Here is a 22191-nt window from a genome sequence, read left to right as displayed (position 1 = left end):
CCGCCGGTGCCGGTCACGCGGTCACCTCCCGGCAGGCGCGGTAGAAGTCGGCCCAGCCGTCGCGCTCCCGCACGACCGTCTCCAGGTACTCCTGCCACACCACGCGGTCCGCCGCCGGATCGCGGACGACGGCGCCGAGCACGCCCGCTGCGACGTCCCCGGGCCGCAGCACCCCGTCGCCGAAGTGCGCGGCAAGGGACAGGCCGCCGGTGACGACGGAGATGGCCTCGGCCGTCGACAGGGTGCTGCTCGGCGTCTTCAGCTTGGTGCGCCCGTCGGCCGTCAGGCCGTCGCGCAGCTCGCGGAAGACGGTGACCACCCGGCGGATCTCGGCCGTGGCGTCGGCACCGGCCGGCAGGTCGAGGGAGCGCCCGATCTGGTCGACGCGGCGGGTGACGATGTCGACCTCGGCCTCGGCGCTGTCGGGCAGCGGCAGCACCACGGTGTTGAAGCGGCGGCGCAGAGCGCTGGACAGCTCGTTGACCCCGCGGTCGCGGCTGTTGGCCGTGGCGATGAGGGTGAAGCCGCGGACCGCCTGCACCTCCTCGCCCAGCTCCGGTATCGGCAGGGTCTTCTCCGACAGGATCGTGATCAGCGTGTCCTGCACGTCGGCCGGGATGCGGGTCAGCTCCTCCACCCGGGCGGTGCCGCCCTCGGCCATGGCCCGCATGACCGGGCTGGGCACCAGGGCGTCCCGGCTCGGGCCGTGGGCGAGCAGCCGGGCGTAGTTCCAGCCGTAGCGGATCGCCTCCTCCGGGGTGCCGGCGGTGCCCTGCACCAGCAGCGTCGAGTCACCGCTGACGGCCGCGGCGAGGTGCTCGGACATCCAGGTCTTCGCCGTGCCCGGCACACCGAGCAGGAGCAGGGCGCGGTCGGTGGCCAGCGTGGAGACGGCGACCTCGACGATGCGGCGCGGGCCCACGTACTTCGGGGTGATCACCGTGCCGTCGGGCAGGGTGCCGCCGAGCAGATAGGTGGCCACGGCCCACGGGGACAGCTTCCAGCGGGCCGGGCGCGGGCGGTCGTCCCGCCCGGCCAGCGCGGCCAGTTCGGCGGCGAAGGCGTGCTCGGCATGGGGCCGCAGGGCCTCGGGCGCGGCACTTTCGCGGGTGGTCACGGTCATGGCTGAATCCCCCTCCAGCTCGGCCGGTTCGGTCTGGGATTTCGGTCTGGGATCCACCATGGACCATCCCACTGACAATCGCTCTGACCTGCACGAATGCCGCGAACTGAGTGATTGTCAGTGGCGGGGCCTACCGTCGGTGACATGACTCAGCAGTACGCCGTACCGGCCGACCCCGAGGCGGCCAGGCGCCGGGCCGAGCACCGGGCCGAGCGGATCACCGCGGGAGCCAGTGAGCTGGAGCAGCGACTGGCTGACCTGCTGCGCGCCGGCCTGGCCGGTGCCGAGCAGGCGGGGTACGGCAGCTGGGAGGAGACGGCGGCCCGCATGGTCGACGCCCAGGCTCCGGGGCTGGCCGCCCGGGTGAGGGAGTTGGGCTCCATACCGGGCTCCGGCCCGGGCTGGCCCGCCCGGCTCCTCGAGGAGTGCGCCCTGCTCCATCTCCTCGACCAGGGCTGGCTGCGCCGCGAGTCGCTGCCGGACGGCCTGGCCGCGGCGGTGCGGACCCGGGTCGGGCTGACCGCGCGCCCGACGGGCCCGCCGGTGCGGGACAACTGGCTGGTCCTCGCCCAGTACGACACGGTGGACGCGCGGCTGACGACCCGTCGCATCTGGCTGCACGGCACCGCGACCGACCGCACCGCCCTGCTCCTCTCCTACGGGGCCGCCGGGCGGGCACCGGAGCCGGCCCTGCCGGTGGGGTCGGCGCTCGACGCGGAGGTGAGCGCCTATCCGGGCGGCGCCGGACGGCCCCGGGTCGCGCTGGACGAGCAGTTCGCGCCACCGGTGCCGACGGGGCTGCGCCCGCCGGGCGTGACGACGGGGCGGGCGGCGGAGCGGTACGGAGAGGCACTGCGGGAGGACCCGTGGCTGGAGTCGGTGCCGGTGACGCTGGACCGGGTGGTGCCGACACCCGACGGCGACTCCTGGCAACTGGCCGACGCGGAAGGGGAGACGGCGCTGCCGCTCACCCCGGGGGCCCGGGACCGACCGGGGTGGTGGCGCCTGGTGGCCCTGTCGGGAGGCCGCCCCGTCAAGGTCTTCGGAGAGTGCGGCCACCGCGGCTTTACCCCTCTGACGGCCTGGCCGGCCGGCCCCGGCGGCGCGGTGCCGCTGAGCTGACCCGCACCTCGCGACGCCGGAACAGATGACGGCAGAACAGCAGCGGACCACCGGACACAGGGCGACGGCACAGAGACAAAGACGCAGAGACGAAGACACAGCGACGACGGCACAGAGACGAAGGGACGGCGACACCACATGACCGGCACATGGGAGGACCTCGTCACCGCCGCCCTCCTCGGCACCGCCCGGCGCACCCCGCCCGGCTGCCCGCCAGGCCCCGGCGCCCCGCCGGCCCTGCTGGACGCGGCGGCCGTGGAGACCCTGCGCAGACGGGCCGGCCTGGTCCCGGCCCGGTGCGCCGAGCGGCCCCCGCCCGCGCCGGAGGACCCCCGGCCACCGCTGCCCGCGGCAGCCGCCCGGCGCCTCACGACCCTGCTCGGCGACCGCCCCGGCACGGCGGGCGGCGGCGGTCGCAGAGGCGCGGCGCCCGACCTGATGGAGCTGCTGCCCCAGTGGCTCGCGGCGGCCAACGCCCGCGGCTACGCGGCGCCGCCGCAGGCGCTCCCCGCCCTGCTCGACGCGGCCCGCGGCCGTACGGACCTGCGCCCGGCGGCCCTGGCCTTCGCCGGCCCCCGGGCTCGGTGGCTGGCCCGGCTGAACACGGACTGGCGCTTCGCCCTGCGCGGCACGCCGGCCGACGGCGCCACACCGCCCGGGGCCGGGTCCGGGGCCGGGTCCGGGGCCGGGTCCGAGGGCGCGGCCGGGGCCGAGGGCGCCGAGCGGATCCGACAGCTCTGGAAGGAGGGCCTGTTCGCCGAGCGGGTCGCCCTGCTCGCCGCCCTCCGCGCCCGCGACCCGGCGGCGGCCCGGGAGCTGCTCGCCTCGACCTGGCCGACGGAGCGGGCCGAGGACCGGCTGATGTTCCTGGACTCGCTGCGCACGGGACTGCGACCGGCCGACGAGCCCTTCTTGGAGCAGGCGTTGACCGACCGCAGCCGCAATGTCCGCTCCACGGCGGCCGAGTTGCTGTCCGCGCTGCCAGAATCGGCGCTGGCCGGGCGGATGGCGGCCCGGGCCCGGACGTGCGTGTCCCTCGACCGCACCCTGCCCACGCCGGCGATAGCGGTGGAGGCGCCCCACGAGTGCGACGCGGGCATGGAGCGGGACGGCGTCGCGCCCACCCCGCCCGGCGGTCGCGGGGAACGGTCCTGGTGGCTCGGCCAGTTGGTGGAGGCGGCCCCGCTCGGCTGCTGGCCGGAGCGGTTCGGCGGGCGCACCCCGGAGGAGATCGTCGCCCTGCCGGTGGCGGACGACTGGCGGGACGAGCTGCACGCGGCCTGGTGCCGGGCGGCGGTGCGGCAGCGGGACGCCGGCTGGGCACGGGCGCTGCTCGGAGCGCCCAGCGCACCCGAGGCGGGCGGACCCGGGGCGGTGTCCCTGGCCGAGCGGGCCAGACTGCTCGCCACGCTGGGCGCGGCCGAACGGGCGGCGTGGGTCGCCGGGTTCATCGGGGCGCACGGGCTGTCCGAGGCGTTCCAGCTGCTCGGCGTGTGCGCGGTGCCGTGGGCGCCGCCGCTCGGGCGGGCGGTGGTCGACGCCCTGGACATCGCGCGGGACGCCGGGAGCTACCCGTGGAGCTTCAGCGGCGTCATGGGCCTGGCCGAGCGCTGCCTCGACCCCGCGGAGGCGGGCCGCCTGGACGGCCTGCTGGCCGTGCCGGACGAGCCCGAGGACGCCGCGCCGGGCGCCGGCGGCTACTGGGCGGAGGCGTTCCAGCGCCTGGCCACCACACTGCGGCTGCGGGCGGCGATGTATGAGGAGCTGAGGGCGACGCCCTGACCGGGCCCCCGCAACTCACCCAGGCCCCGCGCAGCCTCGCACCCCCCAGACCCGCAGACCCGCAGACCCGCAGCCCGCCTGCCTAAGCCCCCGCGGGCTCCCGCACGTTGGCTCGTACCCACTCCACGATGGACGCCGTCGTCGCGCCGGGGGTGAAGATCTCCGCGACGCCCTTCTCCTTCAGCGGGGCGATGTCCCCCTCCGGGATGATCCCGCCGCCGAAGACGAGGATGTCCTCCGCCTCGCGCTCCCGGAGCAGGTCGATCACCGCGGCGAACAGCGTGTTGTGGGCGCCGGAGAGGATGGAGAGCCCGATCGCGTCGGCGTCCTCCTGGATCGCGGTGTCCACGATCTGCTCGGGGGTCTGGTGGAGGCCGGTGTAGATGACCTCCATACCGGCGTCGCGCAGCGCCCGCGCGATCACCTTGGCCCCGCGGTCGTGGCCGTCGAGGCCCGGTTTGGCCACCACCACGCGGATCGGACCGGCTGCCACACCCATCACTGCCTCCATGAAGCGACTACATCCATCCGTGGACTCCAACCATGGACCTCGTCCATACGTCCGTACGCCACGTACGCCCCGTACGTCCATAGGGACAAGTACCACGCCGTCCGCGGAAGTGAACGAACGTTATCGCCAGCATCCCGCAAGCGGCGGTTTCGCGGTGCGGACAGAGGGGGAAATCACACGGTGGGACACGGCCGCCGCGCACCGTCACCGGTGCCCGGGGCGCATCCACTCCGACTCCCCGCCCCTTCCACCCCACCGGTCACTGGTGTCACGACCCCGCACGCGGGCACCCGGGGAGCAGAGGCGTTTCCGCGCTGCCGACAAGGAGGTCGGCTCATGAAGGTCACGACGGTGTTGTCAGGGCTCTCGGGTCTCGTCGCGGTGCCGGCCAGGCTCGTCGCACTCCCGGCCAGGCTCACGGGCCTCTCCCTGACCTTCCTCAAGGCCACCGCCCTGGAGGCGGCCATCCTCGCCGGACATCTGCTCCTCTACCCCTCGGGCATCGCCGAGGAACGACGCGCCACCCCCGCCCTCCCGCCGGGCGGCGCCACCCCGCTGCCGCGCGGCGCGGAACCCCCCGTGGTGCTGCTGCACGGCTTCATCGACAACCGCTCGGTCTTCCTGCTGCTGCGCCGAAACCTCGCCCAGCACGGCAGGCACCAAGTCGAGTCGCTCAACTACTCGCCGCTGACCTGCGACATCCGCACCGCCGCCGAGCTGCTCGGCCGCCACATCGAGCAGATCTGCGAGCGGACCGGCAGCGACCGGGTCGACATCGTCGGGCACAGCCTCGGCGGACTGATCGCGCGGTACTACGTGCAGCGCCTCGGGGGCGACCTGCGCGTCCGGACCCTGGTCACGCTCGGCACCCCGCACGCGGGCACCCGGGTGGTGCCGCTCGCCGACGCGCACCCGATCGTGCGGCAGATGCGCCCGGGCTCGGCGGTCCTGGCCGAGCTGGCCCGCCCCGCGCCCGGCTGCCGTACCCGGTTCGTCAGCTTCTGGAGCGACCAGGACCGCGTGATGGACCCGCTGGAGAACGCCTGCATCGACCACCCCGACCTGACCGCGCAGAACGTCCGGGTGACCGGCATAGGCCACCTCGCCCTCCCCGTCCACCCGGCGGTCGCCCAGGGGATACGCCAGGCCCTGGACGCGGCGGAGGCGAAGCCCGAGCCGGCGACCGGGGCCCTCAGGGCGGTCTGACGCCCCGCCGCGACGGCTACGGAGAGCGACGAAGCAGCAGACGCGCGCCCGCCGGAATCAAACAGACCTCGAACACAATGCCAAGGTCGCGTGCACCGCCCGCCGAAACACGGCCGATTGCCCGTTTCCTGCGCGCGCGAAACCTGCGGAAGATTGTCGTGCCCGTATACCGCCGGGTACAGTCGCCGCACTGCTCTGGCAGCCCCTGTTGTCGAGGCGAAAGAGAAGTCGGTTGAACGACCGTCACCCGTCGGGGACCCTGAACACCCCGGCCTCGGCTTCCGATGCCGCCCCGGCGCCCTACGCGTCATACGACGCGGGAGAAGCCACGTACGGTGACTTCACCACCTTCGACGCGGACCCCCTCTTCGGCACCCTCCCCGGCCAGAACACCGGCGGCTACGACACGACGGGCACGTACGCCACGGGCGCGTGGGCCACCGTCGGCCAGGTGGCGCCGTACTACGACGCCTACGCCGCCCAGCACCACACCGCCACCCACGACACCGGCGCCTACGACACCACCGCGTGGACGGCCGGGCCCGGTCAGCAGCAGTGGGACACCGGCGCCTGGGCCGTGCCGGACGGCGGCGGCGGCAGCGGTCAGCAGTGGGACGGCACCCAGCAGTGGGACTGGGGCACGCAGACCTTCGACACCGGCGTCTGGGACGCCACCCAGTGGAACCCGGCCGACGCCTCCCAGGCCCCCGCGCAGGACGAGATCCCGCCCGCAGACCACCTGCCCGTAGACCACCTGGCCGCCACCGGCGAGATGCCCGCCGTGCCGCTGCTCCTGGAGGAGCAGGAGGAGCTCGCCCCGCCCGCCGTGGTCCCCGGCGCCCGCACCGCCTCCCGCGCCGCCCGCCGCCGGCCCGCCAAGCGCTCCAAGCTGATGACCATCGCCGTCCCCTCGGCCTGCGTGATGAGCGTCGCCGGCATCGCCGCCGCCTCCGTCGGCGCCCTGTCCAGCGAGGACGCCTCCGCCTCCGCGGCCGACGCGCCCGAGGCGCAGGCCGCGCCGGTCAAGCCGTCCACCGCCAACAACAAGCTGGACACCCAGCTCGCGAGCCTCTCCGCCGGCGCCGACGACTTCGCCGACCGGGCCAGCCGCACGCAGGAGCGCATCGACCTGAAGGCCGAGCAGGCCGCCGAGAAGAAGCGCGCGGCGGAGGAGGCGGCGCGCAAGGAGCGCCTGCGCCCCAAGTTCGTGCTCCCGGTCTCGCAGCGCGGGCTCAGCGCCTACTACGGCCAGGCCGGCGTCAACTGGATGTCCGTGCACACCGGCATCGACTTCCCCGTGTCCTACGGCACCAGCGTGAAGGCCGCCACCGACGGCACGGTCCGCACGCAGTACAACTCCGCGTACGGCAACATGCTGATCCTCACCGCGAAGGACGGCACGGAGACCTGGTACTGCCACCTCTCCTCGTACCAGGTGGCCTCCGGCACCAGCGTGCAGGCCGGGGACCCGGTCGCCTTCTCCGGGAACTCGGGCAACTCCACCGGCCCGCACCTGCACTTCGAGGTGCGGCCCGCGGGCGGGTCGGCGATCGACCCGCTGAGCTGGCTGCGCAGCCACGGCCTCGACCCGACGTAACGACGTAACGACGCAACCAAGCAGCCCGAGGGCTACAGCTTCTCCACCGGCGCGTACCGCAGCAGCAGCCGCTTCGGCTTGGGGTCGCCGAAGTCGATCGTCGCCTCGGCATTCCCGCCCGTGCCCTTGACCCCGACCACGGTCCCGAGCCCGAACTGGTCGTGCGTGACGCGGTCGCCCACCGCCAGCGAGACCGTCGGCTTCTCCGCCGTACGGCGCGTGGCGAAGCCGGAGGCGCCGGACGCCGAGGAGCGGGAGCGCGAGGAGGACAGCGAGGCCGCCACCGCGGAGACCGGCCCGGAAGGCGCCGACGCGCCCGAACCGGTCCGCTTCCAGTCCAGGTGCGGGGCGGGGATCTCCTCCAGGAAGCGGGAGGGCGGGTTGTAGGACGGCTGGCCCCAGGCGCTGCGCAGCGTCGAGCGGGTCAGGTACAGCCGCTCCCGCGCGCGCGTGATGCCGACGTAGGCCAGGCGGCGCTCCTCCTCCAGCTCCTTGGGCTGGCCGAGGGCGCGCATGTGCGGGAAGACGCCGTCCTCCATGCCGGTGAGGAAGACGACCGGGAACTCCAGGCCCTTGGCGGTGTGCAGGGTCATGAGGGTGACGACCCCGTCGCCGTCCTCGTCGTCCGGGATCTGGTCGGAGTCGGCGACCAGGGCGACCTGCTCCAGGAAGTCGGCCAGCGTGCCGGAGCCCTCGTCCTCGGCGCGCTCCTGCTCGAACTCCAGGGCGACGGCGGCGAGTTCCTGGAGGTTCTCGATGCGGGTCTCGTCCTGCGGGTCGGTGGATGCCTGCAACTCGGCGAGGTAGCCGGTGCGTTCCAGTATGGCCTCCAGGACGGTGGCAGGACCGGCGCCGGACTCCACCACCGTACGCAGGTCCTCCATCAGCGTGTTGAACCGCTTGACGGCGTTGGCCGAGCGCGCGGCCATCCCGTACGCCTCGTCCACCCGGCGCAGCGCCTGCGGGAAGCTGATCTTCTCGCGCTGGGCGAGGGCGTCGATCATCGCCTCGGCGCGGTCGCCGATGCCCCGCTTGGGCACGTTGAGGATGCGGCGCAGCGGCACCGAGTCCTCCGGGTTGGCGAGCACCCGCAGGTAGGCCAGGACGTCCCGGACCTCCTTGCGCTCGTAGAAGCGCACGCCGCCGACGACCTTGTACGGCAGGCCGACGCGGATGAAGACCTCTTCGAAGACACGGGACTGTGCGTTGGTGCGGTAGAACACGGCGACGTCGCCGGCCTTCGCCTCGCCCGCGTCGGTGAGACGGTCTATCTCGTCGGCGACGAACTGCGCCTCGTCGTGCTCGGTGTCCGCGACATAGCCGGTGATGCGGGCGCCGGCGCCCTGGTTGGTCCACAGGTTCTTGGGGCGGCGGGACTCGTTGCGCTCGATGACCGCGTTGGCGGCGCTGAGGATGGTCTGCGTGGAGCGGTAGTTCTGCTCCAGGAGGATCGTCGTCGCGTCCGGGTAGTCCTCCTCGAACTGGAGGATGTTGCGGATGGTGGCCCCGCGGAAGGCGTAGATCGACTGGTCGGCGTCGCCCACCACGCACAGCTCGGCGGGCGGCACCTCGGCCTCCGGCGGCACGTCGACGGGGTGCTCGGCGGGGGTGCCGACCAGCTCCCTGACCAGGGCGTACTGGGCGTGGTTGGTGTCCTGGTACTCGTCGACCAGGACGTGCCGGAAGCGGCGGCGGTAGTGCTCGGCGACGTCCGGGAAGGCGCGCAGCAGGTTGACCGTCGTCATGATCAGGTCGTCGAAGTCGAGGGCGTTGGCCTCGCGGAGACGGGACTGGTAGAGCGCGTACGCCTGGGCGAGGGTCTTCTCGAAACCGTCGGTGGCCTGGGCGGCGAAGTCCTCCTCGTCGATCAGCTCGTTCTTCAGGTTCGAGATCTTGGCGCTGAAGGACTTCGGCGGGTAGCGCTTGGGGTCGAGGTCCAGGTCGCGGCAGACCAGGGCCATCAGGCGCTTGGAGTCGGCGGCGTCGTAGATCGAGAACGACGAGGTGAAGCCCAGTCGCTTCGACTCGCGGCGCAGGATGCGCACGCACGCGCTGTGGAAGGTCATCACCCACATCGCGCCGGCCCGCGGGCCGACCAGCTGCTCGACGCGCTCCTTCATCTCACCGGCGGCCTTGTTGGTGAAGGTGATCGCGAGGATCTGGCCGGGGTGCACCGCCCGCTCGGCGAGCAGGTAGGCGATGCGGTGGGTGAGCACCCGGGTCTTGCCGGAGCCGGCGCCGGCCACGATGAGCAGCGGGGTGCCGGCGTGCTCGACCGCGGCGCGCTGGTTGTCGTTCAGCCCCTCCAGGAGCGCGGCGGCGTCGAGGACCGGCCTCGGGGCGCCGTCCCGGTAGTGGGTGTCCCGGTCCGGGGGCGGGCCGTCGTACTTCCCGGCGAACAGGTCGTCCGGGATCGGCTCCCGTGCGTGCTCGTGCTCGTCCTCGGGCGGCGGCGGGGGCTCCTCCTCGCGCCCGCGCTCGTGCCCGCGGGGGCTCTGGAGGCTCGCCAGGAAGTGTTCGTCAAAGAGGCTGCTCATCGCTCTCCGAGTCTAGAGCGCCCCACCGACAACCGGCTCCGGCCCCGGAAATCAGCCGAAGGTCACGGAAATGTATCGGACATAACATCCAGCAACCTTCACAGGGGCCACACGAGTTGGCTAGCGTGCGGGCAAGCCGCTCGACCCCCTCCGGCGAACCTCGCCGAACCGCGCGGCCTCCGCCGCCCTCCTCCACTTCGCAGCCGCAGGCGGATCACGGAAGGAGTCGCCTTCTTTGGCGTCGCACCGCAAGCCGCGTCCCTCCCGGTCGCGCGTGGCAGGCATCCGGACCCCCGTCCTCGCGACGGCGGCCCTCACCTCCGTGGCCCTGCTGTCCCAGTCGGCCACCGCCGCCCCCGCGGCGGACGGCAAGCCCACCCTCGAAGAGGTCCAGCGCAAGGTCGACGACCTGTACCGCCAGGCGGGCTCCGCCACCGAGCAGTACAACGCCGCCCAGGAGCGGGCCGGCAAGCAGCGCAAGCACGTCGACGCGCTCCAGGAGGACGTCGCCGAGCGCACCCAGCGCCTCAACGACGCGCGCGAGGAGCTGGGCTCCTACGCCTCCGCCCAGTACCGCACCGGCGCGGCGGTCCCGCAGACGGCGACCTTCCTGCTCGCGGACTCCCCGCAGGACTACTTCGACCAGAACCACCTGATGAACCGGCTCACCGGCCGCCAGAAGGACGCCGTCGACGACTACGTCACCGAGCAGTCCGCGACGCTGAAGAAGCGCCGCGAGGCCACCGAGAGCCTCCAGACGCTCAGCGAGGCGCAGGACGACCTGAAGACGGCCAAGGCCACCGTCCAGAAGAAGCTCTCCACCGCGCGCGAGCTGCTGTCCCGGCTGACCGCCGAGGAGAAGGCCCGGCTGGCGGCGATCGAGAAGAAGAAGCAGGAGGAGGCGGCCCGCAAGGCGGCGGAGCTGGCCCGGCAGCAGGCGGCGGAGAAGGAGAAGGAGCGGCAGCAGCAGGCGGCCGAGCGGGAACGGCAGCAGGAGCAGTCCGCCGCCCCCGAGCCCTCCCCTGACCAGGGAGCGGGCTCCAGCACCGGCACGGGCACCGGCACCGGCGGTGCCACCACCCCCGTCCCCTCCGCCGGCAGCAAGGCCGAGAAGGCCCTCGCCTTCGCCCGCGCCCAGATCGGCAAGCCGTACGTCTGGGGCGCCACAGGACCCGGCTCGTACGACTGCTCGGGCCTGACCTCCGCCGCCTGGAAGGCCGCCGGAGTGAGCCTGCCGCGCACCACCTACGCCCAGGTGAACGCCGGCGCGACGGTCCCGCTCTCCCAGGCACAACCCGGTGACCTGGTCTTCTTCTACGACGACATCAGCCACGTCGGTCTCTACATCGGCGGCGGCATGATGATCCACGCCCCGAAGCCGGGCGCGTACGTGCGCGAGGAGTCGGTCTACTACGACGGAGAGTCAGCGATCCACAGCGTGGTGCGACCGGCCTGAGCGGGTCCCTGCCTAGCATCGGCGCATGTCGTCAGGCACCCCGTCAGGCACGCCATCGGGCACCCCGTCAGGCACCCCATCGGGCACCCCGCTGGGCACCATGGGCACCCCCCTCACCCCTCGCGCCTGGTGGGCGCAGCGCCCGCCGGCGGCCGGGGCGGCGGTGATGGCGACCGGCATCCTGTCGGTCGGCCTGCACCTCGCGGGTCACGAGGTCCTCTCCAAGATCGCGCTGGTGCTCGCCTGCGCGGCCTGGCTGGCCCTGGCGGCAAACTTCGGCTACCTGCTGCTGGCCCAGCGGCCGCAGTGGCTGACCCGGGCGGGCACGCCGGGCGCGCTGACGGCCGTGGCGGCGACCTGCGTGCTGGGCACCCGTTTCGCGGTGCTGGGGTGGCAGGTCCTGGCCGAGGCGCTGCTGGCCCTCGCGGTGCTGCTGTGGCCGGGGCTGATCTGGCTGGTGGTGCGGCGGTGGGGGCGCCGGATGCCGGGCGCGGTGTTCCTGGGCTGCGTGGCGACGCAGGGGCTGGCCGTACTGGGCGCGACGCTGGCCGCGGCGACCTCCACGGCGTGGCTGGCGCACGCCGCCCTGGTGCCGTTCTGGCTGGGCATCGTGCTCTACCTGGTGGCCCTGTTCCGCTTCGACCTGCGGCAGGTGGCCCGGGGCGCCGGGGACCACTGGATCGCGGGCGGCGCGCTCGCCATCTCGGCGCTGGCCGGCGCCAAGCTGCTCACCGCCGACGGCCCCGGCCGCTACCTGTGGAACGCCGACGACAACGCCGTACTGCACGACGTGACGGTCCTGCTCCTCGCCCTCGACCTGGCCTGGCTCGCCGTCCTCCTTGTCGCCGAGCTGGTGTGGCCGCGCCCGCGCTACGACGTGCGCCGCTGGTCGACGGTCTTCCCGCTCGGCATGTCGGCGGCGGCGACCCTGTCCGTGGGCGCCGCCGTCGACGCGCCGGGCCTGGACACGCCGGGCCGGGTGCTGCTGTGGATCGCGGTGGCGGTGTGGCTGGCGGTCGCGGCGGGGGCGGTCCTCTCGGCGCGAACGGCACTGCGTCCGGCGGGGACGGGGGCGGCGGAGGTCACGTCCACAGCACGGCGATGAAGATGTTGACCGTCGTCAGCAGCCCGACGAGCCCGAAGAGCCGCTTGTCCACCCGCTCCTCGTCGCGCTGCACGTAGACCAGGCCGAGGATCACGACGAGCAGGGCGAGCTTAACGCCGATCTTCACATTGTTGAGACTCTGATCATCGGCCTGGTTGAGGCCGACCAGGACCATCCCGGTGACCAGCATCGTCAGCGCGCCGTGCAGCATGGCCGGGCCGAACCGGGCGGTGCCCTGCCCCATCGCCTTCATCTGGGTGAGGAAGCCGCCGAGCAGCGCCGCGATGCCGATGATGTGCAGGCCGACGAAGAGGTGGAGGAGAACGTCCATGGGGCCGGAGCCTAATCAGCGGCCGGACACGCTCCGACACCGGCGTCGGTGAAGCGGTCGCAGGACGGCCCGGAAGCGTCACTTCCGCGCATTCCGGGGCCTGAGCCCCACGACCCGCCCTAGCGTCCTGCCCCGGAAACACCGGCACGGACCGGCACGGACCGGCACGGTCCGGCCCCGGACCGGCCCGGACGAAAGGACGGCGATCCCTGGTGGCAGCCCATCGCAGGCCACGGCAGCACCCGACGCGCGGCACGGCGGCCCGGACGGCGGTGACCCTCACCCTGGCGGGCGCGGCCACCGCGGCCGGCCTGGGCGCGGGCACCGGGCACGCGGACCCGCAGCGGTCGCCGGCCGAGGTCAGGGCGGAGGTGGACCGACTGTACCGGGAGGCGGAAGTCGCCACCGAGCAGTACAACGGCGCCAAGGAGAAGGCCGACGCGGCCGGGCGGCGGCTGGCGGGGCTCCAGGACGAGGCGGCCCGCAAGGAGGACCGCCTGAACACCGCCCGGGAGTCCCTGGGCGCGGTGGCGGCGGCGCAGTACCGCGCGGGCGGCCTGGACCCCGCCCTCCAGCTCGCGCTCTCCTCCGACCCCGGTGCCTACCTCGACGGCGCCGCCTTCGTGGAACGCGCGGGCACCCGCCAGGCGGCCGCGGTGCGCCGCGTACGGGGCGAGCTGCGCGAGGTCGAGCAGGTCCGCGCCACCGCCCGCACCGAACTGACCTCGCTGACCGCCCGCCGCGCCGAACTGGGCGAGCACCGCGAGTCGATCACGGCGAAGCTGGCCGAGGCCCGCGGCCTTCTCGCCCGTCTGACCCCGGTCGAGCGCCCGGTTGAGCGCACCGCCCCTCCGTCCCACCCCACCCGCTCGGCCCGCCCGGACCTGACACCCTCATCCGGCACCACCAGCCGGGCCGCCGCGGCGGTGGCCTACGCCCGCGCGAAGCTCGGCAGCCCCTACGTCTGGGGCGCGACCGGCCCGAACGCCTTCGACTGCTCGGGCCTGATCCAGGCCGCCTACCGCTCCGCGGGCGTCTCCCTCCCCCGCACGACCTACGCCCAGATCGGCGCGGGCCACCGCGTCTCCCGCGCGCAGCTCCGCCCCGGCGACCTGGTCTTCTTCTACTCCGGCATCAGCCACGTCGGCCTCTACATCGGCAACGGCCAGATGATCCACGCCCCGAACCCCTCGGCCCCGGTCCGCGTCGCCCCCATCGACCAGATGCCGTTCGCGGGGGCGACGCGGGTGGTGTGACCCGGCTCGGCTCTGCTCGGCCCGGCTCAGCTCCGGGCGGCGAACCGGTCGAGGGCCCGGAGCACATGGGCCCGCGTCGTCTCGGTCCCCAGATGACCGGCGTCCCGGACGACCGTCAGCTCCGCGTCGGGCCACGCGCGGGCCAGCTCCCACGCGGTGTCGAGCGGTGTGCCCATGTCGAGCCTGCCGTGGACCAGCACCCCCGGGATCCCGGCCAGCCGATGGGCGTCCCGCAGCAGCGCGCCCTCCTCCAGCCAGGCGCCGTGGGAGAAGTAGTGCGCGCAGATCCGGACGAAGGCCAGCCGCGCGGCCGGGGGCCGTTCGCCGTACGGGTGGGTGGGCTCGTCCGTCTCCCCGGACACGACCGCGTCCTCCCACCGGCACCAGTCGACGGTGGCCTTCTCCCGGACCGCGGCGTCCGGGTCCTCCGTGAGCCGTGCGTAGGCGGCGACGACGTCACCGTCCCGGGGCGTGCCCGGGGCGGCGGCGAGGAAGCGTTCCCACTGCTCGGGGAAGTACCGGCCGACCCCCCGGTAGAGCCAGTCGACCTCGGAGCGCCGGGTGGTGGTGACGGCGGCGATGACGACCTCCGACACCCGCTCCGGATACGTCTCGGCGTAGGCCAGGATCAGCGTGGACCCCCACGACCCGCCGTGCAGCAGCCAGCGGTCGATGCCGAGATGCTCGCGCAGCCGCTCCATGTCGGCGATCAGGTGCGGGGTGGTGTTGCACCGCATGTCGGTGGCGGGATCGCTGGCATGCGGTGTGCTGCGCCCACACCCGCGCTGGTCGAACAGGACGACCCGGTACCGCGCGGGATCGAACAACTGCCGCGCCCTCGTCCCACACCCCGACCCCGGCCCCCCGTGCACGACGACCGCCGGCTTGCCCACCGGATTCCCGCAGACCTCCCAGTACACGAGGTTGCCGTCACCGACATCGAGCATCCCCGTCTCGTACGGCTCGATCGGCGGGTACGGCTGCGTCATAGGCGAACCTCCGGAGCATCAGGCGGGCGGGCAGGCGGCCGACGCTCTCCGCCGAGTCGTTCCGTACGGCGGCCCCCGGTGGTGTGACGGTACGACAACCTCGGCACAGCCCGCCGACGAAGGCGCCGACCCGCCCTGGTACCCCGCACTCGGTGCACTCGGGCATGAGCCGCCCGAGCAGGCGGGGCTCGGCGGCATCCGGCTCCGAGGCCGGTGTGGACGCGTCCAGGGGCGGCAACTTGTCCCGCAGCCGCCGCGCGACGAACCCGCGAGGCGCGTGGATGGCGTCGGGCAGGCCGGAAGTCACGGCCTGCATCAGCGAGACGGTGGTGGCTCCCCGCTCCAGCCACGGCACGACCAGGTCTACGAGGTCGCGGCAGTCGGCGTCGGAGAGGGCGAGCCGGGGTTCGACACGGCCGAGCCGGGCGAGGGCGCGGTAGGCCACGGTGCGGGGGGTCTCGGGGGCGGGTGGGGCCGCGGGCGTCGGCGCGGGTTCACTCGTGGAGACGGCCTCGTGGGCGTCCCCGCCCAGGAAGCGGGCCCACCAGGCGCTGTCGCGGGCCTCACTGGACCAGAATGTACGGAACACCCAGCGCGTTCCGCCGTCCCCGGTGGCGGCGAGGCCGCGGACCCGGTGCAGATGCCCCGCGCGGGACAGGAAGTTGAGCGCGCTGCGGATGGCCTGCTGGCCGAAGAGGGGCAGCACCTTGGCGAGGCTCTTGACGTCCATCGCGGCGCCCTCGGGGAGCCGGTGCACGTAGGCGGCGACGTAGCCCTCGCGGGCGGGGAGGTGTGAGAAGTCGACAGCGGCGGGCGCGTCGGGGACGGTGCGCTTGCCGTAGCCGGGATTGGCCATGGGATGAGCTGCGTGTGCGGGGAGGGCAGCGTTAGAGTCTTCGTAAGCCACGAGATCGCTCCTAACGATCTTGAGGTGAGGCCCCGGCGGGTGTTCGCAGCACCCGACCGGGGTTGTTTGTTGCTGCGAACGCTAGAGGGCGACGACGCCGCGTCGCAAGCCGATCACGAAAAGTCATCCCGCCTCGCGGAACGGCGAGTTGCGGGGAGGGTGGGTGGTGGGTCGAACCCCACCACCCATTCCTTGCAAACGCCGCTCGACCCCCGACCCTCGCCCCTCGAAGCTCAAGCCCCGGTACGAGCGTGCGCGACGAAGGCCCCCCAAGCACCCTCATCGACGGCGAACCGGGGGCTCCGAGCCCCGAGCTTCGAGTCCCGGACATGGATGGCGCGGGGGTGGGCGGACTCGCAGGGGTCGAGGGCGACTTCGAGGCAGTTCCCGCCCTGGCTGTCGCTGTACGTGGACTTGCGCCAGTCAAGGGCGACTTCGAGACAGTCGCCGCCCTGACTGTCGCTGTAGCTCGACTTGATCCACGTCAGGCCTTCACTCATCGTTCCTCTGCCACCTTTCTGATGAACGTGGCCGACTCCTCCACGCTGAGACAGTGCGTGCGGATCATCGCATGAGCTTGCGTGAGAGCACTCACCTTCTCAGGGGTGCTGTGCAGGACGCTCACTTCGGGCGCCTCGATGTACCCGCAGTGCTCATGATCGGGCGTCTCCAGCAGAACGATGCTGCCGTTTAGGGCGGCCCCACTACAGCGGCCGAACGGCAGGATCTGGATCGAGACGTTGCGGAGCTCGCCCATATCCAGCAAGTGCCGTAACTGCTCGCGCATCACGTCGACACCACCGACGTCGGTACGCAGGGCGGCTTCGTAGATGGCGAAGCCGTACGACACACCGACCCTCCGGCGCACGGCCTCCGCTCTGCGAAGCCTCCCTGCCACGCGCTCGGCAACCGTCTCGTCGTCCAATGGGGGCGAGCTGCCACCGATCAGCACACGCGCATAGGCCTCCGTCTGCAACAGGCCAGGCACGAGAAGCGGCCCGTAGCAGGAGAAGCTGATGGCCTCCGCCTCCATGGCCATGAACTCCTGCGACCTCGCCGGGAACGGCTCCGGCTTTAGATACTCCTGGGCCGCGACGAGCTTGCCACCCGCCCCGCACAACTGGTCCGCGACCTGTAGCAGCCGCACGGTCGGCCGACGGCGGCCGTTCTCCATGGACTTGACGTACTCGTAGTCGTACCCCGCCTCCGTGGCGAGCGCGTTGCGGCCGACACCCGCTTCCCCTCGCCACAGCTTGATCTGGCTGCCGCAGTACCGCCACGCGGTCGGCGGCTTCGAGTTCTCCTCGGTCGTCACACACACCTCCACCGGGGGCCCGCCGGGTACAACCACCCCCTGTACCCGCTCCGTTACTCGTGAGGCTACGCGCCAACCGGGACGGTGATCCCGCAAACCGCGAACATCTCAACGCAAGGGATGACCAGCCCATGCAGACCGCCCCGAAGGACATCGAGTGGCGCCTCCCCCGCCACCCCCGCAGCGTCGCCCGCGCCCGCACCCTCTTCCGGGAGCAGGCCGCGTCGTGGGAGCTGCCGCAGGCGGTGACCGACACGGCGGAGCTGCTCCTGAGCGAGCTGATGACCAACGCGTACCGCCACGCGAAGGTCCCCGCCGGCCGCGAGATCTGGGCCCGCTGCGCCCTCACGGACACCCACCTCCGCGTCACGGTGACGGACGCGAGCAACATCCTCCCCGCCCCCACCACCGCGCGCCCGACCGACGAGTCGGGCCGGGGCCTCGCCCTGGTGGCGGCTCTGGCGAAGGACTGGGGCGCCCAGGCGCGAGGCTGCGGCATCGGCAAGGAGGTGTGGTTCGAGGTGGGGCTGATGCCGGACGGGGTCTAGGGGGGCGGGTCAGACCAGTCGGCGAGCCGTCGCCCAGCGGGTCAGCTCGTGGCGGTTGGAGAGCTGGAGTTTGCGCAGGACCGCCGAGACGTGGGACTCGACCGTCTTGACGGAGATGTAGAGCTGCTTGGCGATCTCCTTGTACGCGTACCCGCGCGCGATCAGCCGCAGCACCTCCCGCTCGCGCTGGGTGAGGCGGTCGAGGTCCTCGTCGACCGGCGGGGCGTCCGTGGAGGCGAAGGCGTCGAGGACGAAACCGGCCAGGCGCGGGGAGAAGACGGCGTCGCCCTCCTGGACGCGGAAGATCGAGTCGATGAGGTCGGAGCCGGTGATGGTCTTGGTGACGTAGCCGCGGGCGCCGCCGCGGATCACGCCGATCACGTCCTCCGCCGCGTCGGAGACGGAGAGCGCGAGGAAGCGGACGGGACTCTCGGCGTCGGCCATGAGCGCGGCGCAGCGGCGCAGCACCTCCACCCCGCCGCCGCCCGGGAGGTGGACGTCGAGCAGGACCACCTCGGGCCGGGTCGCGGTGATGACCGAGACGGCCTGGTCGACGTCGGGCGCCTCGCCGACCACCTCGACGCCGGTCTCCTCGGTCCGGCCGATCTCCGCCTGGACGCCGGTACGGAACATCCGGTGGTCGTCGACGAGCACCACCCGCACATGCCGCCCCGCCCCGCCCGCTCCGGTCGTGCCGTTCGTCTCGGTCGGCTCGCTCATGACGTCGTCTCCGCCCTCTCCATCTCCAGTTCGACCTCCGTGCCACCGTCCGGCACCGCGCGCAGCCGCGCCGTGCCCCCGTTGCGCTCCATGCGGCCGATGATCGATTCTCTGACGCCCATCCGATCGGCGGGTATCGCGTCCAGGTCGAAGCCGGGCCCGCGGTCCCGGACGGACACGAAGACCGTGCGGCCCTCCACCTCGGCGTAGACCTGGACGGCGCCGCCCTCGCCACCGTACTTGGCGGCGTTGACCATCGCCTCGCGTCCGGCCTGCATCTGCGCCCCGATCCTCTCGTCCAGCGGGCAGTCGCCCACCACGACCACCTCGATGGGCACCCCGTGCTTGTCCTCCACCTCGGCGGCATTGCGCTTGACCGCCTCGGCGAGGGTGGCGGGCTCGTCGTCCTCCGCCTTGCCGGTGCCCTCCGGTTTGTACAGCCAGGCGCGCAGCTCGCGCTCCTGGGCGCGGGCCAGGCGCCGCACCTCGCCCGGGCTCTCCGCGTTGCGCTGGATCAGGGTGAGGGTGTGCAGCACCGAGTCGTGGACGTGCGCGGCGACCTCGGCGCGCTCCTGGGCGCGGATGCGCATCAGCCGCTCCTCGGAGAGGTCCTGCGTCATGCGCACCAGATACGGGCCGGCGAGCAGCGTGATGCCGACGACGACGGCGAGGGCGGCCTGGAGGACGGAGCCGAGGTGCGCGGCCGAGCCCTGCAGGACGAAGACGCCGGTGACACCGGTCGTCACCAGCAGGACGCCCGCGAAGGTGCGCAGCAGCGTCACCGTGCGCCGGTGCCGCCCGACCTCCGCCCAGCGGGCCCGGCGGGCGTTGTCCGCCTGCCGCCAGACCAGGGCGACACCGGCGCCGACGAGCACGGTCGGCCAGAGATAGACGCGGGCGCCGCCGCCGAGGTCGACATTGCCCACGAAGACCAGGGCGACGACGACCATCAGCAGCAGGGCGACCATCTGGCCCCGGTCGGGTCGGCGGGCGACCAGCCGGCGCCGCCCGTCCGGCGCGGTCTCCGCCGAGACCAGCGACGGCGGCTTGCGGGAGTCGACGCCGCCGACGCCGAGCGGCACGAAGAACCAGAACGCCGCATACAGCAGCGCGCCGAGGCCGTCGGCGAGGAACAGGCCGGCGAAGACCAGCCGGACCCAGACCACGGGCAGCCCGAGATGCCCGGCGAGCCCCCGCGCCACCCCGCCGAGCCAGCGTCCGTCGCTGCTGCGGTAGAGCTTGCGCGGCGGCCGCGGGTCGTCGAGGGGTGCTGCTGCGGCGTCCGGCATGCCATCGATCGTCACACGGCCCGGCGAACGGCGGCATCAGGGACCGCCCCCGAGACTCCCCTGATCTTCGGCGGGCCGAGGCGCCGCAGAGCCCGCGCACCGGGGTTCTTCGAACATTTCCCCGGACACGGTCCGGGGAGATCTCAGGGTCCGACCAGGGTCGTCCCCGGTCCCGCCGGGCCGCCGCGGCCGTCACCATGGATTCATGACCGATCACGAGCACGCCGCGACGGGTCCGGGACCCGGCCCCGGCCCACGCCCCCCACGGGGCGCCGGGCCGCAGGGTGCCGCGCCCGCCGCGGAGCCATCCGGCGGCGGGGACGGCCCCGCCCCGCCCCCACCGGGGCTGCGGCGGGACCGGCGGCACAAGGTCCTCGCCGGGGTCTGCGCCGGTCTCGGCCGGCAGTGCGACATGGACCCGGTGATCTTCCGCGTCACCCTCGCCGTGCTCTCCGCCACCGGCGGCCTCGGCCTCCTCTTCTACGCCGTCGCCTGGCTCCTCGTCCCGTACGAGGACGAGGAGGAGAACGAGGTGCGAAAGCTCCTCACCGGCCGTGTCGACGGGCAGGCGCTGACCGCCGTGCTCTTCGCCCTGGTCGGCTGCGGGGTCTTCCTGACCCTGCTGCGCAACGCCTCGGTGCTGGCCTTCGCCGTCGTCGTCTCCCTGCTGCTCGCCGGCGCGGGGTACTGGTCGCGCCGGCGCGACGCCCCGGACCCCGACCCGCTCTCCGCCCAGGCCGCCGCCGACGCCCCGCCCGAGGCCCAGGCACCCCCGGTCCGCTATCCCTCGTGGTGGCGCGACCCCATCGTCAAGGACGGCACCCATGTCGGCGGCACGGGCTATCTGTGGGGGCCGCGGGAGTCCGACGCCCGAGACATAGCCGCCGCGGTCAACATCAGCCTCGGTGCCTACGCGATGGACGACGAGCCCCGGGTGCCCCCCATGGCGCCGATCTCGCGCCCTCGGGGACCCCGGCGGATCGGCGGCCCGGTCTTCCTCCTCGCCCTGCTCGCCGGCTTCCTCGGCACCCGCCTCACCTGGGACGACCACCCGGTCGGCAGCAGTGTCCAGACCGGCCTGGCCTGCGCGCTCGCGGTGTTCGGCCTGGGCATCGCGCTCAGCGCCTTCGTCGGGCGCACCGGCTTCGGCTCGGTCTTCCTGGCGCTGGTCACCGCCGCGCTGCTGACCGGTACGGCCGCCCTGCCCCACCAGCACGGCAGCGGCTGGATCCGCACCGTCTGGAGACCCGCGGCGGCGGCCGAGGTGCGGCAGCAGTACGAGGTCGGGGCCGGCACCGGCACCCTGGATCTGACCGGCCTGAAGCTGTCCGACGGGCAGACGGTGACCACCCGGGCCGACGTGGGCCTCGGTCGCGTGCGGGTCGTGGTGCCGGCCGACATGACCGTGCGGCTGGACGTGGAGGTGGGTGTGGGCGACATACAACTGCCCGGCGACGACAGGAAGGACATCGACGTCGCGCCGGGCAAGCACCAGCGACTGGTCCTCGCTCCCGCCTCCGGCACCACCGGCGGCGGCACCCTCGACCTCGACCTGGAGGTCGGCGTGGGGCAGGCGGAGGTGACCCGTGCGGGGTCGTAGCTTCCAGCCCGGCCGGCTCGTCACCGGCCTCGTCCTGGCCGTGGCGGGTTTCCTCTACGCCGGGGACGCGGGGGGCCTGTGGCAGATCCCGTGGTTCACCGCGATCCCCCTCGTCGTCGGCGGCCTCTGCCTCGCGGGCCTCGTCGCCGCCATGGCCCGGGGCGTGCGAGGGCGACGGCGGGCGCGGGACCCCCGGGCGGGGGCGGGGGCGGGCCCGGACGCCCCCCGCTGACGGCGACGCCGCTACCGGTAGCCCGCCCGGCGGCGCCTGCGGCGGGTGTGCAGCATCGCGTCCAGGGACAGCACGGGCGCGCCCGCGAGGACGAGAGGGAGCCAGGCCATGAGGTAGGCGAGGTCGTTGCCGTAGTAGTAGGGATCGGAGGACCAGCTCATCGTCAGCCACAGGCTGAGCGAGATCAGGGCGCCGCCGAGCGCGGCCAGGCGGCCGAGGAGCCCGAGGAGGGTGCCGAGACCGACGGCCAGCTCGCCCAGGGCGATGGCGTAGCCGAAGCCGGTGGGGGCGTGCAGGGCGAGGTCGACCAGGGAAGGGAGGGCAGCGGAGTCGCGGGCGGCGCGCATCGTCTCGCCGATGGAGCCGGCGCCGGAGTCGGCCAGGAAGCCGCCGTCGGTGAGCTTGTCGAGGCCGGCGTAGACGAAGGTGACGCCGAGGAAGATCCGCAGGGGCAGCAGGGCGTACCGGGCGGCCTCCGCCCGCCAGCCCCGGTCGCCGCCCGGAGAGGGGTAGGTCTCCGTCCGCATGCCGAATGCCATCGCCGTCCGCCGCCTTCCACCGACCC

At 73.5% G+C, this 22191-nt stretch carries 20 protein-coding genes and 1 pseudogene; 10 read left to right on the top strand and 11 right to left on the bottom strand.

What is annotated here, in order from left to right:
* Positions 1-13: 13 nt before the first annotated feature.
* Positions 14-1123: an AAA family ATPase gene (locus ACGFZL_RS07565; RefSeq protein ID WP_393690004.1), complete on the bottom strand. Its 1110-nt coding sequence runs from the start codon at positions 1121-1123 to the stop codon at positions 14-16.
* A gap of 168 nt (positions 1124-1291) precedes the next feature.
* Here ACGFZL_RS07565 and ACGFZL_RS07560 point away from each other — a divergent pair.
* Positions 1292-2245 (top strand): annotated as a pseudogene (locus ACGFZL_RS07560) (SWIM zinc finger family protein); the annotation flags it as partial.
* A gap of 138 nt (positions 2246-2383) precedes the next feature.
* A complete protein-coding gene (locus ACGFZL_RS07555) occupies positions 2384-4027 on the top strand; it encodes a DUF5691 domain-containing protein (RefSeq protein WP_393690003.1) in 1644 nt (547 codons plus the stop codon).
* Positions 4028-4109: 82 nt separating this feature from the next.
* Here ACGFZL_RS07555 and ACGFZL_RS07550 read toward each other — a convergent pair whose 3' ends face one another.
* Positions 4110-4526, bottom strand: coding sequence for a cobalamin B12-binding domain-containing protein (locus ACGFZL_RS07550; protein ID WP_355167752.1), 417 nt, complete (start codon positions 4524-4526; stop codon positions 4110-4112).
* Between the two features lie 348 nt (positions 4527-4874).
* Between ACGFZL_RS07550 and ACGFZL_RS07545 the strand changes: the two genes are divergently transcribed.
* A complete protein-coding gene (locus ACGFZL_RS07545) occupies positions 4875-5744 on the top strand; it encodes an esterase/lipase family protein (RefSeq protein ID WP_393690002.1) in 870 nt (289 codons plus the stop codon).
* Between the two features lie 232 nt (positions 5745-5976).
* Entirely contained in the window at positions 5977-7341 is a 1365-nt protein-coding gene (locus ACGFZL_RS07540) for a M23 family metallopeptidase (RefSeq protein WP_393690001.1), read from the top strand.
* 32 nt (positions 7342-7373) lie between these two features.
* Here ACGFZL_RS07540 and pcrA read toward each other — a convergent pair whose 3' ends face one another.
* Positions 7374-9878: a DNA helicase PcrA gene (gene pcrA, locus ACGFZL_RS07535; protein WP_393690000.1), complete on the bottom strand. Its 2505-nt coding sequence runs from the start codon at positions 9876-9878 to the stop codon at positions 7374-7376.
* A 235-nt stretch (positions 9879-10113) separates the two neighbouring features.
* On the opposite strand from pcrA, the gene ACGFZL_RS07530 reads away from it, so the two are divergent.
* Positions 10114-11334 carry an NlpC/P60 family protein gene (locus ACGFZL_RS07530; RefSeq protein ID WP_393689999.1) on the top strand — a complete coding sequence of 407 codons (1221 nt, stop codon included), beginning with the start codon at positions 10114-10116 and terminating at the stop codon, positions 11332-11334.
* Between the two features lie 100 nt (positions 11335-11434).
* Positions 11435-12439 (top strand): tellurite resistance/C4-dicarboxylate transporter family protein, encoded by a 1005-nt coding sequence (locus ACGFZL_RS07525; protein ID WP_393690197.1) that lies wholly within the window; start codon positions 11435-11437, stop codon positions 12437-12439.
* Here the strand turns inward: ACGFZL_RS07525 and ACGFZL_RS07520 are convergent.
* A complete protein-coding gene (locus ACGFZL_RS07520) occupies positions 12417-12770 on the bottom strand; it encodes a hypothetical protein (protein WP_393689998.1) in 354 nt (117 codons plus the stop codon). The genes ACGFZL_RS07525 and ACGFZL_RS07520 overlap by 23 nt on opposite strands.
* 212 nt (positions 12771-12982) lie before the next feature.
* Here ACGFZL_RS07520 and ACGFZL_RS07515 point away from each other — a divergent pair, with 212 nt between their 5' ends.
* Positions 12983-14026: an NlpC/P60 family protein gene (locus ACGFZL_RS07515; RefSeq protein WP_393689997.1), complete on the top strand. Its 1044-nt coding sequence runs from the start codon at positions 12983-12985 to the stop codon at positions 14024-14026.
* A gap of 26 nt (positions 14027-14052) precedes the next feature.
* Here the strand turns inward: ACGFZL_RS07515 and pip are convergent, their stop codons facing one another.
* From pip to ACGFZL_RS07495, 4 genes are all read right to left on the bottom strand, one after another.
* Positions 14053-15015: a prolyl aminopeptidase gene (gene pip / locus ACGFZL_RS07510; protein WP_393689996.1), complete on the bottom strand. Its 963-nt coding sequence runs from the start codon at positions 15013-15015 to the stop codon at positions 14053-14055.
* Positions 14957-15871 (bottom strand): MarR family transcriptional regulator, encoded by a 915-nt coding sequence (locus tag ACGFZL_RS07505; protein WP_393689995.1) that lies wholly within the window; start codon positions 15869-15871, stop codon positions 14957-14959. Before ACGFZL_RS07505 ends, pip begins: the two co-directional genes overlap by 59 nt.
* 284 nt (positions 15872-16155) lie before the next feature.
* On the bottom strand, positions 16156-16422 hold the full coding sequence (locus ACGFZL_RS07500; protein ID WP_393689994.1) for a DUF397 domain-containing protein: 267 nt from the start codon (positions 16420-16422) through the stop codon (positions 16156-16158).
* The gene (locus ACGFZL_RS07495; RefSeq protein WP_393689993.1) at positions 16419-17237 is read right to left on the bottom strand and encodes a helix-turn-helix domain-containing protein; all 819 of its coding nucleotides are present in this window, start codon (positions 17235-17237) and stop codon (positions 16419-16421) included. The genes ACGFZL_RS07500 and ACGFZL_RS07495 overlap by 4 nt, the downstream gene beginning before the upstream one ends.
* 131 nt (positions 17238-17368) lie before the next feature.
* Between ACGFZL_RS07495 and ACGFZL_RS07490 the strand changes: the two genes are divergently transcribed.
* The gene (locus ACGFZL_RS07490) at positions 17369-17785 is read left to right on the top strand and encodes an ATP-binding protein (RefSeq protein WP_393689992.1); all 417 of its coding nucleotides are present in this window, start codon (positions 17369-17371) and stop codon (positions 17783-17785) included.
* A 9-nt stretch (positions 17786-17794) separates the two neighbouring features.
* Here the strand turns inward: ACGFZL_RS07490 and ACGFZL_RS07485 are convergent, their stop codons facing one another.
* Both ACGFZL_RS07485 and ACGFZL_RS07480 read right to left on the bottom strand, forming a co-directional pair.
* Positions 17795-18505 (bottom strand): LuxR C-terminal-related transcriptional regulator, encoded by a 711-nt coding sequence (locus ACGFZL_RS07485; RefSeq protein WP_393689991.1) that lies wholly within the window; start codon positions 18503-18505, stop codon positions 17795-17797.
* Positions 18502-19794: a PspC domain-containing protein gene (locus ACGFZL_RS07480; RefSeq protein WP_393689990.1), complete on the bottom strand. Its 1293-nt coding sequence runs from the start codon at positions 19792-19794 to the stop codon at positions 18502-18504. The genes ACGFZL_RS07485 and ACGFZL_RS07480 overlap by 4 nt, the downstream gene beginning before the upstream one ends.
* 205 nt (positions 19795-19999) lie before the next feature.
* On the opposite strand from ACGFZL_RS07480, the gene ACGFZL_RS07475 reads away from it, so the two are divergent.
* Positions 20000-21394, top strand: coding sequence for a PspC domain-containing protein (locus ACGFZL_RS07475; protein ID WP_393689989.1), 1395 nt, complete (start codon positions 20000-20002; stop codon positions 21392-21394).
* Positions 21381-21626: a hypothetical protein gene (locus ACGFZL_RS07470; RefSeq protein ID WP_393689988.1), complete on the top strand. Its 246-nt coding sequence runs from the start codon at positions 21381-21383 to the stop codon at positions 21624-21626. The genes ACGFZL_RS07475 and ACGFZL_RS07470 overlap by 14 nt, the downstream gene beginning before the upstream one ends.
* A gap of 11 nt (positions 21627-21637) precedes the next feature.
* Here ACGFZL_RS07470 and ACGFZL_RS07465 read toward each other — a convergent pair whose 3' ends face one another.
* On the bottom strand, positions 21638-22153 hold the full coding sequence (locus tag ACGFZL_RS07465; RefSeq protein WP_393690196.1) for a DoxX family membrane protein: 516 nt from the start codon (positions 22151-22153) through the stop codon (positions 21638-21640).
* Positions 22154-22191 lie beyond the last annotated feature (38 nt).

This window comes from Streptomyces sp. NPDC048182 (assembly GCF_043202555.1).
Classification (GTDB): Bacteria; Actinomycetota; Actinomycetes; order Streptomycetales; family Streptomycetaceae; genus Streptomyces.
This window is presented reverse-complemented; position numbering and strand designations above follow the sequence as displayed.